Here is a 16,180-nt window from a genome sequence, read left to right as displayed (position 1 = left end):
CTGGCAGGGGGTGTCGGGGTCAGTCGCGGTAGCCGCGGATGATGTCGTCGGCCAGCAGCGCCAGCGACGTCGGGCTGGCGGCGGTGATGTACCAGGCGTCGGCGTCGACGAACACGACGCGGCCGTTCTTCCACGCGCGGGTCTGCCGCAGCAGCGGATTGGCCATGCGCTCAGCGGTCATCAGCGGGCCGTGCTCCATCACCGCGGTGCGGTCGACCACGTACAGGATGTCCGGGTTCGCCTGCTGGATGAATTCGCTGGAGATCGGCTGTCCGTGCAGGCTGGAGGCCAGCGCGCCGCTGGCCGGCTTGACGCCCAGGGCGTCGAACACGAAGCCGTAGCGCGAGCCGATCCCGAACGAGCTGAAGGCGCCGTTGTTGTGCAGCACGATCAGTGCCCGCTCGGGGCGGCCGGCGGTGACCGCGCGTACCTGCTCCATCTTGGCGTCTAGTTCGGCGGCGATCTCCGCGGCCTGCGCCTGGCGGTCGAAGATCCGCCCGAGGGTCAGCAGGTGGTCCTTGACGATGTCCAGGTGGTGCCCGCGGCTGTCGCGGAAATCCACGTCGTAGTGCAGCGTCGGCGCAAGTTCGGACAGCTCCTGGTAGTGGTTGCCCTGGATGGAGGTCATCAGCACCAGGTCGGGGTGGAGTGCATGCACGCGTTCGAGGTTGGGCTGCACGATCGCGCCGAGGTCGCGCACCGCGGCGTCGTCCTTGTAGCGGGCCAGGAAGTGCGGCACGTAGTCCTTGGCCATGCCGGCGACCGGCACCCCGAGGCGGTCCAGGAAGTCGACTTCGTTCATGTCCAGCGCCGCGACGCGCTGCGGGCGGTGGGTGATGGTGGTGATGCCCAGTGCATGGGCCACGGTGACCGGGGTCTCCAGCACCGGGGACGGCGCGGCGGCCGCCGGCGTGCTGCCGGGGTTGCCGCAGCCGGCCAGTGCCGTGGCGGCCAGCAGGGCCAGCAGGCCGCGCAGGCGCGGGGGGGAAAGGTTCATGAGGGGACTCCGTTGGCGTTGAAGTAGTCGCAGAGGCGGCCGTGGGCGCCCTGCACGATTTCCACCTGCAGGCCGTACAGGTCGGAAAGGCCGGCCCGGGTGACGACCTCCGCCACCCCGCCGCTGCTGTGCACGCGGCCGTGCTTCAGCGCGACGATGTGGTCGGCGTGGCTGGCGGCGAAATTGATGTCGTGGATGACCAGGATCACCGTGCGGCCGGATTCGTCGCACAGGCGGCGCAGTGCCAGCATCAGTTCGACGCCGTGCTTCAGATCCAGGTTGTTCAGCGGTTCGTCGAGCAGCAGCACGTCGGTCTGCTGGGCGATGGTCATGGCCAGGAACGCCATCTGCCGCTGGCCGCCGCTGAGTTCGTCGAGGGGGGCGTGGCGCAGCGGTACCAGCCCCAGGAACGCGAGGGCTTCGTCGACCGCGCGCCGGTCGGCGGCGGTCAGCGTTCCACGGCTGTGGGGAAAACGGCCGAAGCCCACCAGTTCCTCGACCCGCAGCCGCAGTGCGACGCCGGGCGACTGGCGCAGCGTGGCCACCCGGCGCGCATAGGCGGCGATGCCGAACGTGGCGATGTCGCGGCCACCGAGCAGGATCCGGCCGCCGTCCACCGACAACAGCCCTGCCATGGACATCAGCAGCGTCGACTTGCCGGCCCCGTTGGGGCCGATGAGCGCGCTCAGTTTCCCGGCGGGGAACCGAGCGGTGACGTCGTCGAGCACCTGTGTGGCGCCATAGCGCTTGCGCAGCCCGTGCACGCTGATCATGCCGTACTTCCCCGCCGCAGCATGAGCCCCAGGAAATAGCCGCCGCAGACCAGGTTGACCAGGATGCTGACGGTCGTGCGGTAGTTGAACACGTGCTCGACCAGGAGCTGGGCGGCCACGAACAGGCCGATGGCGACCATGCAGCCGGTGGGCAGCGTCCAGCGGTGGCGGCTGCTGCCGGCCAGCGCGTAGGCGGTGTTGGCGATGAAGATGCCCATGAATCCCGCCGGCCCGATCAGGCTGGTCGATACCGCCACCAGCACCGCGATCAGCGCGAACCCGACGCGCAGGACACGGGCATGGTCGAGGCCGAGGGAGCGGGCGTTGTCGCGGCCCAGCGCCATGACGTCCAGTACCGGCAGCAGGCGCCGGCCCAGCACGAGCACGGCCGCCAGGCCGGCCGCGGCGTACAGCAGGGTATCCGGACGCGCGCGGTTGAACGAGGCGTGGCTCAGCCCCTGGAAGACCGCGAATTCGCCGGGGCTGATGCGCAGCTGCACGAACTGCGCGAAGGTGCCGAGCACCAGCGTCAGCACCAGGCCCAGCAACAGCACCGGGAAGATGTCAGCATCGCCGCGCAGCAGCCAGCGCTGCAGCGCCCAGGAGTAGCCGAGCATCAGTGCGATGGAGACCAGGAAGCCGCCGCCGGTGCCCAGCACCGCCATGCCGGCGGTGCCCGCCAGCAGCAGCAACAACGATTGCCACAGCAGGTACACCGCTTCGTAGCCCATGATGGCGGGGGTCAGGATGCGGTTGCCGACCAGGGTCTGGAACAGGATCGAGGAAAGGGCCACGCAGAGACCGCCGATGACGATGGCCGACAGCCGCTGCAGGCGCTTGGGGATCACGTAGGCGACATCCAGCCCGGCGCCGGCGAACACGAACACCGCGGCCAGGACCGCGAGCAGCAGCGCCAGCGCCAGCAGCCGGTTCATGCGCACCGCCGCATCCCCCGGATGATCAGCAGCAGGAACAGCACGCCGCCGATGCCGCCCGCGGTCAGGCCGATGGGAACCTCGTAGGGATGCATCAGCAGGCGGCCGGCGATGTCGCAGACCAGCAGCAGCGAGGCGCCGCCCAGGGCCACCAGCGGCAGCGTGCGGGCGAGGTTCTCGCCCCGCCACAACGCCACCAGGTTGGGGACCACCAGGCCGATGAAGGGAATGGCGCCGACGGTGATGACGATGGCCGCCACCGTCACCGATACCAGTACCAGACCCAGGGCCGCGGTGGCCGTGTACCCCAGGCCGAGGCTGCCGGCCATGTCCTCGCCCATGCCCAGCACGGTGAAGCGGTGCGCGTACAGGTACGCCACCACGACCGCGGGCAGCACCAGGTAGATGATCTCGTAGTGGCCCTGCACCACCTTGGAGAAGTCGCCCAGCAGCCAGCCCTGCATGCTCTGCAGGATGTTGTGCCGGTAGGCGTGGAACTCGGCGAGCGCGGCGAGCACGCTGCCGTACATCAGCCCGACCACCGGCACCAGTACGGTGTTGCGGAAGCGGATCCGGCGGATGATCGCCACGTAGAGCAGACTCGCGCCGAAGCAGAACAGCAGGGCGAAGGCCATCCGTGTCGGCACGGCGGCCGCCGGCAGCACGGTCAGCGACACCAGGATGCCCAGCTTGGCCGCATCCAGTCCGCCGGACGTGCCCGGTTCGACGAAGCGGTTGCGCACGATGTGCTGCAGGATCACCCCGCAGACCGACAGCCCGACCCCGCTCAGCACCAGGGCGGCCAGCCGCGGCAGGCGGCTGGCGGTGAGCGTGAGCCAGGCGTCGGCCGGTGCCGCACCGAGGAGCGGGGTCGCACCGATCGCCAGCGATGCCAGGCACAGGGCGGCGAACAGGCCGCACAGGCCGATGCGCACCGTACTCACGGCTCGGCGCTGGGAGCGGGCCCGGCCGTGTCGATCCGCCATCCGCGGGCGTTGCGCGCCTGCTCCAGGAAGCGCGCATAGGCGCCCCCGGCCGCCCGCAGCCGCGCCGGCGGGCCGTACTCGACGATCCGACCATCCGCGAGCACGGCGATCTGGTCGGCGTTCTCCACCGTGGACAGCTGGTGGGCGATGACCACCAGGGTCCGCTTGCCGCGCAGCTGCGCCAGCGCGGCGGCGATGACCGCCTGGTTCCCGGCATCGAGCGCGGCGGTGGCCTCGTCCACCAGCAGGATGGGCGCGTCCTTGATCAGGGCGCGGGCGATGGCGATGCGCTGGCGTTCGCCACCGGACAGCTGTGCGCCGCCCTCGCCCACCGGCGTGGCGAGGCCGTCGGGCAGCCGCGCGGCGATGTCCTCGACCCCCGCCAGGCGTACCGCCTCGGCCAGCTGCGCGTCGCTGGCCGCGGGCCGGCCCATGCGGATGTTGTCGGCGATGCTGCCGGCGAACAGGTAGCTGTCCTGGAACACCTGGCTGACCTGCGCCGCCAGCTCGGTCTCCGCGATCTCGCGCACGTCCACGCCACCGATCATGACCCGGCCCCGGCGGACATCGAAGAAGCGTGCGATCAAGCGCACCAGGGTGGTCTTGCCGGAGCCGGAGGCGCCGACCAGTGCGAGCATGCTGCCGGCGGGAACGTCCAGGTCGATCTGCTGCAGGGTGTCCGGGGCGTCCGCGCTGTAGCCGAAGCCGACACCGCGCAGCTGGATCGAGCTGTCGGCCGGGCGCCGGGGCTGCAGCGGTTGCGGCAGCGGGGCCTGGGCGAAGATCCCGGCCACCGTATCGAGCTGGCCACGGGCGCTGCGCAGCACTTCGCTGTAGCCGGCCAGTTCCTGCAGCGGATCGATGAACCGGGTGACCAGCAGCAGCGCGACGCTCAGGCCGATCGACTGCGCCGGATCGAACGGCCCGTGCAGGCCGCCGCCGATCCGGAACACCGCCAGCAGCACGAGCCCGGCGAACACGGCCTGGACCGCCCAGCTGCCCAGCACTGCCGACAGCGAGGAGAGCACGATCAGCCGCAGCCCGGAGCGTTGCTGGCGGTCGAACGAGGCCTGCAGGAAGCGCAGGCTCGTGGCCTCGCCGCTGAAGGCGCGCAGCACCGACTGCGCCTGCGCGAACTCGATCATGCGCTGGCTGGCGTCGGCGAAATGCCGATGGAAGGCGGTGTCGGCACGCCGCGACAGGCGACCGCAGGCGGCGAACACCGCGAGCAGCGCCGGTACCGCGAGCAGCGCAACCGTGGCCAACGCCGGTTCGATCGCGAACAGCGCGATGCCCAGCACCAGCGGCGTCACGATGCCGGCGATCACCGGGGTCAGGACATGGGCCGGCAGCTGTGCCACCGACATCATGCCCTGGGTCACGACATGGCCGAGCCGGGCGGAGTTGGCGGCGTCGAACCAGCCCACCGGCAGGCGCGCGACATGCGCACCGAGCCGGTGCCGGGTGCCGCGCAGGATCGCCACCCCGACGCGGATGCCGGCATGCTCGACCTGGCGGCGCCAGGCCCAGCACACCAGCACCGCCGCCAGCAGCAGCCCCAGCCAGGGCAGCAGGCCCTGCATGTCGCCGGCCAGCAGGTGCTGGAAGACCGGCAGCAGCAGCGCCGTGGCCAGGCCGCACAGCACGCCGTACAGCGTCGCCATCCACAGGTAGCGGCGGAACGTGCCGGCCTCTTCGCCGAGCAGCTGCATCAGGTGCTTCAGCATGGACGGTCCTCCATGGCGGCGGATGCGCGGGCATGGCCGCCACTGGCCCACAGCCGCGCATAGCGTCCGCCGCGGGCCAGCAGCTGCGCATGGGTGCCCTGCTCGACGAGGATGCCGCGGTCGAGCACGACGATCCGGTCGGCATGCACTATGGTCTCCAGGCGGTGGGCGATGACCATCACCGTGCGGCCGCGGACGAAGTGCGACAGCGCTTCCTGGATCGCCACTTCGTTGCCGGCGTCGGCCGCGGCGGTCGGCTCGTCCAGCACCAGCACCGGCGGGTCCAGCAGCATCGCGCGGGCGATGCTCAGCCGCTGGCGTTCGCCGCCGGACAACTGCACGTCTTCGTCCAGCACCGAGTCGTAGCCGCGCGGCAGGGCCAGGATGCGCTCGTGCAGGCTGGCCAGGCGGGCGGCCTGTTCGATCTGCTCCTGGGTCGCCGATGCGCGCCCCAGGGCGATGTTGTCGCGCACGCTGGCCCGGAGCAGGCGCACCTCCTGCAGCACGAAGCCGATGCTCCGGTACAGTTCCGGCGACGGAATGTCGCGCAGGTCCACGCCGCCCAGGGTGATGCGGCCCTGCTCCGGATCGTGGAAGCGCAGCAGCAGCCGCGCCAGGGTCGACTTGCCGGCGCCGGACGCGCCGACGACGGCGGTGACGGTGCCCGGTGCCAGGGTCAGGTCGATGCCGGACAGCACCGGGTGGTCGCCGGCATAGCCGAAGCCGACGTTCTCGAAGCGGATCTCGTGCCCCGAGGGGCGCTGCCCGGCGTAGTCCGGGGGGGCTTCCAGCAACGGTGTCTCCAGCAGCTGCAGGAGACGGCCGGCGGCCGCCCTGCTGGCCTCGAGGTCGTGCAGGAGCGTGTGCAGCAGCAGCAGCGGCGCGGAGATGCCGGGGGCCACGAGGACGAACGGCAGGACCTCGACCGGCCGCATCTGCCCGTAGTGCACCAGGCCGGCGCCGCCGGCGACGGCCACCGCGAGCACGGTCACCGGGGCGATCAGGGCATGCGCTTGGGCCATCGCGGCGACCAGGGGCCGGGTGAAGTCGGTGAAGGCGTCGGCGAAGCCGTCGACCGCCGCGCTGTAGCCGCGGTGCGCACCTCCGTCGGCGGTGAACGTCTTGATGACCGGCAGGCCGTTGACGAACGCGATCGTGGCGCTGTTCAGGCGTCCAAGGCTGGCCGCGAAATCCGGCATGCTGGCGCCGCCGGCGCGCAGCGCCCGGCGCAGGAACAGCAGGTAGCCGGGGAACGGCAGCAGCGCGATGAGCGCCAGCCGCCAGTCCATGGCGGCCAGGTACAGCACCGCGCCGGCGACGGCGCCGGCGGCCCGCCCGGCACTCGGATAGAAGTGCGCGCTGAGCGCGTGCAGGGTGGCGATGTCGTCCTGCAGGATCTGCTTGACCTCGCCGGAGCTCTTCCGGTCGAACCAGCCCAGCGGCACCCGCATCAGCCGCTGCGCCACCGCCTGCCGCAGCTGGCCGGTCATCCGGTTGTCCGCCAGGTGCGCCAGCATTTCGGCGACGACCGCCAGGGCCAGGCCCGCGACCAGGCTCGCCACCGCCAGGGTGATCGGTGCCCCCAGTCCCCTGCCCGCCTGCGCGGCGAGCAGGGACGGATCAAGCAGCGTGGCGGCGACATGGGCCAGCACCGCCAGCGGCACCAGCACCAGGATCGCGGCCACCGCCGACAGCAGCGCGGCAGCGCGCAGGGGGACCCTGATCGGGCCGAGCACACGTCCGATCGGATCGGGCGGCGGCGGGGAGGAGGCTCCGGAAGGATTCATGCGGTCGTATCGGGCAGACGGGCGGTCCTGGCGACGCCCCGCTCCCCAGCCAGGACCAGCGAGGACCGGGATCGGGCCTGGCGTGCGGGACTGGGGTCGGAACGGCAGGAACAGCGCCGTTAATGAGAGTGATAATCAACAATCAAATTAGTTGATGGACTATAAACTAATTGACCCGAGGGCAACAAGGCGGCTAGATGGACGCCCGCTACAGACGAACAGGACCCATGCACGCTGGCCAGCCGCCCCCCGCCCGCGGACGCCCCCGCCGCATCACCCCGCAGCGCATCGCCGAGGCCGGCATCGCGCTGGGCCTGCCGAACCTCACGTTTGTCGGGGTCGCCGGTGCCCTCGGGGTCAGCCCGGTGGCCCTGTACCGCCACGTGCCGAACCTGGAGGCGCTCAAGCACCTGGTGGCCGAGGCGATCTTCCAGCGCTGGGCCCCTCCCCTGGCGGTGCGCGGGGAGGACGGGGAGCTCGAGGGCTACCTGCGGCGCTTCGTCGCCGCTTCGCAGGCACTGGTGAAGGCGCACCCCGGGCTGACGCCCTACCTGCTCCGGCGCTCGGCGGCCACCGCGCCGATGCTCGACAAGATCGGTGCCCACCAGCGGCATGTGGCCGAGGTGTTCGGGCTGTCGACCGGGCAGGCGCGCTGGCTGCTCGCGACCCTGGCGTTCCACTGCTTCGCGGGCGCGGACGCCCTGTATTCGGCGATGGCGGTGGACACCGGCCGGCCCTCGCCTGGCGATGACCGCGAACTGGCCGAACTCGAAGCGGAGTTCGCCCCCGGCATGGACGCCTTGATCGTCGGTGTGCTGGCGATGCTGGAAGAGCGCGGAACCCCCGCGGCGGAGTGATGCGGGGCCGAGCGCGGGCCGGTACCAGGCCGGGAACGGCGGTGGACGTCCCCGGCGCCTGACGGCCGGGACTCCGGCGCCGGCCGGTTACGCCGGACCGTCATCCTGCACGCAGCGCAGGGCGTCGCCGTCCAGGTAGCGCCTGGGTGCGCGGGCATAGGTGCTTGCCGCGGCCATGGGCCGCCAGGCGCGGCGCGGTGCATCCACTGCGCCACTGTGCTGTGGCAGGCCACCGGGCACGGCGACGGTCATGCCCCCGCCGTGGTCCGCGAACGCCGGGGCGTCAGCCGCGCCGGGCGCGGGCGAAGGCCTCCGCCAGGGCATTGTCCGCCGGCGGCGCGCTGCCGGTCCGCGGGCCCCGTGCGGGGGCGCCGCGGCCGTTGTCGCGGCGGGCCGGAGTGCCCTGCCCGCCGGCCTTGTCGGTGCGCTTCGCCGCCGCCGGGGTGTCCTCCAGGCGTCGGGTCAGGGCGATCCGCTTGCGTACGACATCCACCTCCAGCACCTTCACCTTGACGATGTCGCCCGCCTTGACCACGTCGCGCGGGTCCTTGACGTAGGTGTCGGAGAGCGCGGAAATGTGGATCAGGCCATCCTGGTGCACGCCGATGTCGACGAATGCGCCGAACGCGGCCACGTTGCTGACCACGCCTTCCAGCACCATGCCTTCGCGCAGGTCCTTAATGTCCTCCACACCTTCGGCGAAGCGTGCGGCCTTGAACTCCGGGCGCGGGTCGCGTCCGGGCTTTTCCAGCTCCTTGAGGATGTCGCGCACGGTCGGCAGGCCGAAGGTCGCGTCGGTGAACTGTTCGGCCTTCAGGCCGCGCAGGTAGCGGCCGTCGCCGAGCAGCGTGCTGATCGACCGTTGTGCGGCGGCGACGATGCGCTCCACCACCGGGTAGGCCTCGGGGTGCACCGCGGAAGCGTCCAGCGGTTCGTCGCCATCGGCGATGCGCAGGAAGCCGGCGCACTGCTCGAAGGTCTTGTCGCCCAGCCGCGGCACCTTGAGCAGGTCCTTGCGGCGCTTGAACGGGCCGTTCTCGTCGCGGTGGCGGACGATGTTCTCGGCCACGCTCGCGCTCAGCCCGGAAACCCGCGACAGCAGGGCCGCCGAGGCGGTGTTGACGAACACGCCGACGGCGTTCACGCAGTCCTCCACGCGCGCATCCAGCGCCTTGGCCAGGCGGAACTGGTCCACGTCATGCTGGTACTGGCCGACGCCGATCGCCTTGGGCTCGATCTTGACCAGCTCGGCCAGCGGATCCTGCAGGCGGCGGGCGATGGACACCGCGCCGCGCAGCGAGACGTCCAGCCCCGGGAACTCGCGGGCCGCGAACTCGGATGCCGAGTACACCGAAGCGCCGGCCTCGCTGACCACGATCTTCTGCAGCTTCGGCGTGTCGCAGGCCTGGATGACCTCGCCGGCCAGCTTGTCGGTCTCGCGGCTGGCGGTGCCGTTGCCGATCGCGATCAGCTCGACCCCGTGCGTGGTGCACAGGCGCTTGAGCGTCTGCAGCGACTGTTCCCACTGGCGCCGGGGCTCGTGCGGATAGATCGTCTCGGTGGCCAGCAGCTTGCCGGTGGCGTCGACCACCGCCACCTTGCAGCCGGTGCGGATGCCAGGATCCAGGCCGAGCACGGCTTTCGGGCCCGCCGGGGCAGCCAGCAGCAGGTCCTTGAGGTTGTCGCCGAACACGGCGATGGCCTCGGCTTCGGCCTTCTCGCGGGCCTGGTTGAACAGGTCCAGCAGCAGGTGCATGTGCAGCTTGGCGCGCCAGGTCAGGCGGCAGGCGTCGAGCAGCCAGCGGTCGGCGGCCCGGCCCTGGTCGGCGATGCCGGCGTTGCGTGCCACGCGGCCCTCGGCGTACTGGTGGCCGGCCTCGGCGTCACCGCCCGGGTCCAGCTCCAGGAACAGGATCTCCTCACGGCGCGCGCGGAACAGCGCCAGCAGCCGGTGCGAAGGTATCTTCGCCAGCGATTCGGCATGCTCGAAATAATCGCGGTACTTGGCACCTTCGGTCTCCTTGCCCTCGGCGACGCGGGCGCGGATCACGCCGACGTCGGCCAGCCACTGGCGCAGTTCGCCGACCAGTGCGGCGTCCTCGCCCCAGCGCTCCATCAGGATCGCGCGGGCACCTTCCAGCGCGGCCTTGACGTCGGCCACGCCCTTGTCCGCATCGACGAAGGCGGCGGCGCAGCCCTGCGGATCCTGGGCGGGATCGGCCAGCAGGCTGTCCGCCAACGGCTCCAGCCCGGCTTCGCGGGCGATCTGGGCACGGGTGCGGCGCTTGGGCTTGTACGGCAGGTACAGGTCTTCCAGGCGGCTCTTGGTGTCCGCGCCCAGGATGTCGTTGCGCAGCTCGTCGCTCAGCTTGCCCTGCTCGGCGATGCTGGCCAGCACCGCCGCACGGCGGTCCTCCAGTTCACGCAGGTAGGTCAGGCGGGTTTCCAGGTTGCGCAGCTGGGTATCGTCCAGGCCGCCGGTCACTTCCTTGCGGTAGCGGGCGATGAACGGAACGCTGGCACCCTCGTCCAGCAGGGCGATGGCGGCCTTGGCCTGGGTGGGCTGTGCACCGATCTCGTCGGCGATGGTCTGCGCGATCTGCTGCGCGAGCGTGCTTTCTTGCATGGGATCCGGGGGCTGCCGCTACTCGGGAGGCCGCATTCTGGCAGCGCGCTCCAGCACGGGGAAGCCGTTGACAGCGGGGTCCGGGGTTGCTTCGGCCCGGCGCCAGCCTGGCCGATGCAGGCGCCTGTCATGCCGGCGGCGCGGCGGGAATCCCCTGCGCCGGCCCCGCGCCGTGGCGGAGCGCGGAGGGGCGGGCCTCAGCCCAGGTGGCGGCTGAGCTGCTGGACGGCGATCTCCTCGCGCAGATCCTCCAGCACCATCACCCGCATGCGGCCCTTGCCGCTGATGTCCATCATGCGTTCCACGTAGATCTCGGGGCCTTTGTCGGTATCCATGCGGGTCTTGCTGAAACCGTACGGAACCACACCCTTCTTACCGTCCTTGCTGCCACCGATATAAAGAACCACTGCCATGGTGACCGGTACTCCTGTTGCGTCTGTAACGGTTCCACTTTAGGCGCGCGGGCGTTATCGCGATGTTCAAGGGAGGTTGACGATTCATGACGGCCCGCCGGTAATGCGCTGGCCGTCACGCTCGTACTGCGATGCGTGCCTGGTCGCGCATTCCGTCAAGGCCTGCCGGGCCACCACCCACGGCCCTGCAGTGCGTAGCGGTCGGCCGCCCGCTCGAACGGGTTGCGCACGCTGACCCCGCCACAGAGCAGGTAGACCGGCAGGAACAACGGCCCCAGCACCATGTACTGGAACACGTGCGCGCGCTCATGGTCACCCAGGCGGATCCGCGGATGCCGGCAGCGGCCGGCCCGGTGTTCATAGGTATCGCAGGCGGTGTCCAGGGTCGGGCCCGTGTGCAGGATCACCATGCCCAGGGTGATCGCGCCGCCCGGTCCCCACGGCCAGTGTTGGAACACCAGGGCATGGTCACGGCGACTGCAGTGCGCGCGGGCGCCGGCCAGCAGCCCGGCAAGCCCCGCGGCCAGGCCGATCACGGTGTTGGGCAGGGTCCAGAGCGCGCCCAGCAGCCAGGCCAGGCGCCGCGGCGCCGTCCCCTGCCGCGGCCGATCAGCGGCCACGCAGCTCCGCCAGGTGCTGGCGGAACCAGGGCGCCGCGTCCTGCTCGGGACGGCCCGGGCACGCGACCCGGTACGCGCTGCCGCTGCGGCTGCTGTGCGAGGCCGCACGCTCGATGAACCGCTCCGCGCTGTCGACCAGGCCGCGCTTGTGCAGATAGGCGTACTTGCGCTGCAGGTGGCGCTGCGCCTCGCCGGCCTCGTGCCAGTGTCCGTTGCGCTGGAAGCGGCAACCGGAGTGCGCCAGCGCCTCCATCAGGCCGTTGATCTCCCGTTGCGCGGTGGCCGTCGGCGGCGTGGCCGCCTGGCCGCTGCCGGCCACCAGCAACGCCGCCAGCAGGCAGGCGCGGGCCGCGCTCATGTCCGTGCGTCCAGCCAGTCGTGGATGGCCGGGGGCACCTCGCGCTGGGCGCGGCCGGAGACATAGAGCCCGATATGGCCGCCGCGGAAGCCCAGCTCGGTGTAGTCGCCGGTGCCCAGCCGGTCGCGCATCGCCCGCGATGCCGCGGGCGGCACCAAGTGGTCCTGCTCGGCATAGATGTTGAGCACCGGCATGCGTACCCGGGCGAGGTCCACGGCCTCGCCGCCGATGCAGACACTGCCGTGCATCAGCCCGTTGGCCTGGTAGAACTGCTTGACGAACTGGCGGAAGGCCTCGCCGGCCAGGTCGGGCGAATCGAAGATCCACTTCTCCATGCGCAGGAAATCCTCCAGCGCCTGCCTGTCGTCGAGGATGTCCAGCATCCCCACGTACTTCTGCACGTTCAGCCGGAAAGGCTTGAGCATCAGGTAGCTGGCGTTCATCAGATCGGCCGGGACATTGCCCAGGGTGTCGACGAACAGGTCCACGTCCACGTGCCGCGCCCAGTGCGAGAGCATGTTATCCGGCGTATGGAAGTCCACCGGCGTGACCATGGTGACCAGGTTGCGCACCTGGTGCGGCCGCAGCGCGGCGTAGCACAGCGCGAACACGCCGCCCTGGCAGATGCCGAGCAGGCTGGGCGGCCCGCCATGCGCCGCGCGCAGGTGGTCGACGGCGCCATCGACATAGCGCAGCAGGTAGTCCGCCAGGTCCAGGAAGCGTTCCGAACGGTCGGGGTAGCCCCAGTCCAGCACGTAGACGTCCTGTCCGGACGCGAGCAACTTCTGCACCAGCGAGCGGCCGTCCTGCAGGTCCACCATGTAGGGACGGTTGACCAGGGCATAGACGATCAGCAGCGGCGGGCGTGACGATGGCGGCTGCGGGCCGACGAAGCGGTAGAGCTTGACCCGGCCGTCGCTCCAGACCTCCTCGCGCTCGGTGACGCCGTATTCGACGTCCTCCACCGCCGGCAGCAGCTTCAGTCCGTCGGCCAGCTTGCGCTGCAGCTGCAGGGTCTCCTGCAGCAGGTCGTCCATGCCGAAGCCCAGCGGCCCCTTCATGCCTTGCCTCCGCGCCGCGGGGCGGCCGTGGCCTTCTTCGTCGCGGTCTTCTTCGCCGCACTCCCGCCTGCTTTCGGGGCGGCCCTGCGCCGGCGCGTGGCGGTGGGGGCATCGGCCGGCATCCCGGCGGTGGCCACCGGGGGCGCCGCCGAGGCGTTGGCCATGCGCCGGACCCAGCGTTCCAGGTCGGCGATGCGCCGGTGCGCGGCATCCATCTCGGTGCGGGTCGGCATGCCCAACTGCTCGCAGGCGCGCTCCAGCTCCTGGCGGGCGGCGGCCTGCAGCCGCAGCTGGCTGTTGGCCAGCTCGGCGTAGAGCCGCTGGAAGCGGTCGGACAGCGCGACCGCGGCGTAGGCGTCTTCGGCGGCGTCGATCCACAGGTCGAACAAGGCCCGTGCCCCGGTCAACTGGCGGCCGGGCGCCTCGTGTTCGGCCAGCTTGGCCTCGAAGCGCACGAAGGCATCGTCCAGTACGCCGCGGAGCACGCCGGCGTAGGCGTCCATGTGCTGCCGGTGCTCGCGCTGGGCGCGCAGCAGTGCCTGCCAGCGCGCCTGGTGCTCGCGCGCCGGCCCGAACGCCGGGACCTTCAGCCAGTCGCCGCCCTCCATGCCCTCACGCAGGCCCTGGAACAGCGGATGCTCCCACCAGGACGGCCCGGCCAGGCCGCCGCGGGCGGCATCGAGCATCCAGTGCAGCATCGCATCGCCCTGCCCTTCGACGCTGTCGCGCCAGGCCGCGGCGATCTCGGCGGCGCTGGTGTCGCGGCCGGCGAACCTGGCCGCCAGCTGCTGCATCGCCCCGAGCCAACCGCTCGCCTGCTGCTGCAGGTGGGCCCCGAGCTGCTGTGCCTGCGCGGGGGCGTCGGTGGCGACCAGCTGGGCCCACCGGGTGAGGCCTTCGCGCCAGTCGAACCCGTTGTCCGCAGTGGCGCCGGGGGCTTCGCCCAGCGCATGCAGCCAGGCGTCCCAGCTGCGCTTCAGGCTGGCGTCGAACCCGGTTCCGTCATTGTCCTCGGCCATCGCCATCTTCATGCTCCCGCAGTACCACGGCGATGATAGCAACGCGGCCGCAGGACCGCGGTCAGGGTTTGGGGATGCGCAGGGTCTTGCTGATCATCAACGAGCCGGACAGCGCGAACAGCAGCACCAGCGGATGCAGCTGCCATGGCCCGAGTTGCCAAACCCCGCCCCATACCGCCGGGCCGATCGCGCCGACGTGCGCGGCCACCGCGAGCACGACCACCAGCGCCAGGCTGGTCGGGATCGGCGTGCCCTCGAAATACGGCACCTTGTCGGCGTCGCCGGCGATCGCCTCCGCGGTGACGTTGTAGCGCGCCAGGCGGCCGACGCCGCAGCAGACGAAGTAGCTCAGGACCAGCCAGTCCCACCCGCCCTGCATGCCGCAGGCGTAGGCCAGCGCCGCGGGCGCGACGCCGAAGGAGATCACGTCGGCCAGCGAATCCAGTTCGCGCCCGAGGGTGGACGCGGACTGCCGCCAGCGCGCGACCCGGCCATCGAGCGCATCGAACACGAACGCCAGCGGGATCAGCGCCATGCCGAACAGCAGGAAGCCGCGCTCGCCCTCCTGCAGGAAACGCATCGCGGCGAAGACCGCGCCGGTGCCGCAGAACGCATTGACCAGCGTGAACCAGTCGGCGAGCTGGAAGTCGCGCAGCATGGAGAAATGGCGTTTCATGGAGCCTCGCGATGCAGGGGACGGTGCAGAGTAGAGCGTAGCCTGCGTCGGCACGGTGTCGACCTGCCCTGGCGCTGGCAGGGAGCGCCGGGCATTGGCCTCCGGCCACCGAGGCGGTGCCCGCTGCCGGGCGTCAGCCGGTGGAAGCGTCGTCCTCGTCGGGGGTGGCCAGGCGCAGCGCATGGGTGCGCACGTCCGCCGGCCAGTTGCCGGCCAGCGCCTCCAGGCGCGCGTGATCTTCGGCGAACAGCGCACGGAGGGCCTCCTCGAAGCCCGGCAGATCACCGGCGAGGGTCTGCAGGAAGTGATAGGCGCGCTCGGCCGCGCGGCGGCGGCGGTCCTTGTCGAGCTGGGTGCGGCGGGCCGCCTCCACCAGTCGCCGCAATGCCACCGATGCGCCCCCCGGCTGCTCGCCCAGCCAGGCCCAGTGGCGCGGCAAGAGGGTCACTTCGCGACCGACCACGCCCAACCGGGGCCGTCCGCGGCCCCGTGCCGCGGGCGGGTCGGCTGGGCCTGGAGCCGGCTCGGGCGGCGGTGGCGCGGCGAGCCGCGCCCGTACCTCGGCCTCGCTGCCGCGGGTGTCGAAGTCGTGCGTGCGTCCGGACGTGTTGTCGAACACCAGCGCGGGCGGCGATGGCGATACCTGGCGCAGCTGCCGCAGTGCGAGGGCGACGACCTCGGGGGAACCGCAGGCGACATGGCGGTGCCCCTGGAAAAGGCTGTAGAGCGGCAATGGAGTGGCGGGCATGGTCGGGCACCGGGAAGGAAAGCCGGATTATTACCCGGGTATATAGTTCCGTCAATATCATCCGGGTTTTATTTCCGATGTGTCCTGCGGTCCGGGACGGCGCTACATCCGGCTGAATGCCCAGGACTGCATCTGGCCGTCCTTGTAGGGCATCACGCCATGGAACGGCCGCGGATCGTCGTCGAACACCAGCGGCAGGAAATGACGGTCGCCTTCCCACATGGGCAACCGGTCGAGCTTGTCGACATCGACCCACTCCAGCGTCCCTTCGTGGTTGCCGCCGTGCGGGCGGCCCTCGAAGCGGTCGATGATGAAGACGAACCCGAACCAGTCCTCGCCGTGCTTGCCGAATCCCGGCCAGCTGAGGGTGCCCCGCAGGCGCATATCGGTGCAGTCGATGCCCGCCTCCTCGGCGATTTCGCGGCGCATGCAGGCGAGCACGTCCTCGCTTGGCTCGACCTTGCCGCCCAGGCCGTTGTACTTGCCCAGGTGGTGGTCGCCGGGACGGGTGTTGCGGTGGATCATCAGCACCTGGCGACGATCGGGCGAAAGCACGTAGCCCAGGGTGGCCACGATCGGGGTATACGGCATTACGGG

Annotated in this window: 17 protein-coding genes; 1 reads left to right on the top strand and 16 read right to left on the bottom strand. The window is 71.1% G+C overall.

Annotated elements, in window-relative coordinates:
* Positions 1–19: 19 nt before the first annotated feature.
* The 6 genes from K5L01_RS04025 to K5L01_RS04000 are packed head-to-tail and all read right to left on the bottom strand — an operon-like array spanning position 20 to position 7,205.
* Positions 20–997 (bottom strand): siderophore ABC transporter substrate-binding protein, encoded by a 978-nt coding sequence (locus tag K5L01_RS04025; protein WP_272494039.1) that lies wholly within the window; start codon positions 995–997, stop codon positions 20–22.
* The gene (locus K5L01_RS04020) at positions 994–1,770 is read right to left on the bottom strand and encodes an iron ABC transporter ATP-binding protein (RefSeq protein WP_250062146.1); all 777 of its coding nucleotides are present in this window, start codon (positions 1,768–1,770) and stop codon (positions 994–996) included. Before K5L01_RS04020 ends, K5L01_RS04025 begins: the two co-directional genes overlap by 4 nt.
* Entirely contained in the window at positions 1,767–2,705 is a 939-nt protein-coding gene (locus K5L01_RS04015; protein ID WP_272494038.1) for an iron chelate uptake ABC transporter family permease subunit, read from the bottom strand. Before K5L01_RS04015 ends, K5L01_RS04020 begins: the two co-directional genes overlap by 4 nt.
* Positions 2,702–3,649 carry an ABC transporter permease gene (locus tag K5L01_RS04010; protein WP_336254075.1) on the bottom strand — a complete coding sequence of 316 codons (948 nt, stop codon included), beginning with the start codon at positions 3,647–3,649 and terminating at the stop codon, positions 2,702–2,704. Before K5L01_RS04010 ends, K5L01_RS04015 begins: the two co-directional genes overlap by 4 nt.
* Positions 3,646–5,418, bottom strand: a complete 1,773-nt coding sequence (locus tag K5L01_RS04005) for an ABC transporter ATP-binding protein (protein WP_250062144.1) — start codon at positions 5,416–5,418, stop codon at positions 3,646–3,648. Before K5L01_RS04005 ends, K5L01_RS04010 begins: the two co-directional genes overlap by 4 nt.
* Positions 5,412–7,205 carry an ABC transporter ATP-binding protein gene (locus tag K5L01_RS04000; RefSeq protein WP_250062143.1) on the bottom strand — a complete coding sequence of 598 codons (1,794 nt, stop codon included), beginning with the start codon at positions 7,203–7,205 and terminating at the stop codon, positions 5,412–5,414. Before K5L01_RS04000 ends, K5L01_RS04005 begins: the two co-directional genes overlap by 7 nt.
* 227 nt (positions 7,206–7,432) lie before the next feature.
* On the opposite strand from K5L01_RS04000, the gene K5L01_RS03995 reads away from it, so the two are divergent.
* The gene (locus tag K5L01_RS03995) at positions 7,433–8,062 is read left to right on the top strand and encodes a TetR/AcrR family transcriptional regulator (protein WP_250062141.1); all 630 of its coding nucleotides are present in this window, start codon (positions 7,433–7,435) and stop codon (positions 8,060–8,062) included.
* 87 nt (positions 8,063–8,149) lie between these two features.
* Here K5L01_RS03995 and K5L01_RS03990 read toward each other — a convergent pair whose 3' ends face one another.
* From K5L01_RS03990 to K5L01_RS03945, 10 genes are all read right to left on the bottom strand, one after another.
* A complete protein-coding gene (locus tag K5L01_RS03990; protein ID WP_250062139.1) occupies positions 8,150–8,314 on the bottom strand; it encodes a hypothetical protein in 165 nt (54 codons plus the stop codon).
* Between the two features lie 31 nt (positions 8,315–8,345).
* Complete coding sequence (locus K5L01_RS03985; protein WP_250062137.1) at positions 8,346–10,688, bottom strand: Tex family protein; 2,343 nt, start codon at positions 10,686–10,688, stop codon at positions 8,346–8,348.
* Positions 10,689–10,885: 197 nt separating this feature from the next.
* Positions 10,886–11,101 (bottom strand): hypothetical protein, encoded by a 216-nt coding sequence (locus K5L01_RS03980; protein WP_250062134.1) that lies wholly within the window; start codon positions 11,099–11,101, stop codon positions 10,886–10,888.
* Between the two features lie 155 nt (positions 11,102–11,256).
* Complete coding sequence (locus K5L01_RS03975; protein ID WP_250062132.1) at positions 11,257–11,721, bottom strand: hypothetical protein; 465 nt, start codon at positions 11,719–11,721, stop codon at positions 11,257–11,259.
* A complete protein-coding gene (locus tag K5L01_RS03970) occupies positions 11,711–12,079 on the bottom strand; it encodes a DUF5329 family protein (protein WP_250062130.1) in 369 nt (122 codons plus the stop codon). Before K5L01_RS03970 ends, K5L01_RS03975 begins: the two co-directional genes overlap by 11 nt.
* Positions 12,076–13,140 (bottom strand): class III poly(R)-hydroxyalkanoic acid synthase subunit PhaC, encoded by a 1,065-nt coding sequence (locus tag K5L01_RS03965; protein ID WP_250062128.1) that lies wholly within the window; start codon positions 13,138–13,140, stop codon positions 12,076–12,078. The genes K5L01_RS03970 and K5L01_RS03965 overlap by 4 nt, the downstream gene beginning before the upstream one ends.
* Positions 13,137–14,171 carry a class III poly(R)-hydroxyalkanoic acid synthase subunit PhaE gene (gene phaE, locus K5L01_RS03960; protein ID WP_250062126.1) on the bottom strand — a complete coding sequence of 345 codons (1,035 nt, stop codon included), beginning with the start codon at positions 14,169–14,171 and terminating at the stop codon, positions 13,137–13,139. The genes K5L01_RS03965 and phaE overlap by 4 nt, the downstream gene beginning before the upstream one ends.
* Positions 14,172–14,220: 49 nt before the next feature.
* A complete protein-coding gene (locus K5L01_RS03955; protein WP_250062123.1) occupies positions 14,221–14,835 on the bottom strand; it encodes a CDP-alcohol phosphatidyltransferase family protein in 615 nt (204 codons plus the stop codon).
* A 133-nt stretch (positions 14,836–14,968) separates the two neighbouring features.
* The gene (locus tag K5L01_RS03950) at positions 14,969–15,583 is read right to left on the bottom strand and encodes a DUF2239 family protein (protein WP_250062122.1); all 615 of its coding nucleotides are present in this window, start codon (positions 15,581–15,583) and stop codon (positions 14,969–14,971) included.
* 102 nt (positions 15,584–15,685) lie between these two features.
* Positions 15,686–16,174 carry an NUDIX hydrolase gene (locus K5L01_RS03945; RefSeq protein WP_250062121.1) on the bottom strand — a complete coding sequence of 163 codons (489 nt, stop codon included), beginning with the start codon at positions 16,172–16,174 and terminating at the stop codon, positions 15,686–15,688.
* Positions 16,175–16,180: the final 6 nt, after the last annotated feature.

It is taken from the genome of Stenotrophomonas mori, assembly GCF_023556335.1.
In the GTDB taxonomy this organism is placed as follows: Bacteria; Pseudomonadota; Gammaproteobacteria; order Xanthomonadales; family Xanthomonadaceae; genus Stenotrophomonas; species Stenotrophomonas mori.
Note: the sequence above shows the minus strand (reverse complement) of the source record. Positions and strands in the feature narration are given on the sequence as shown.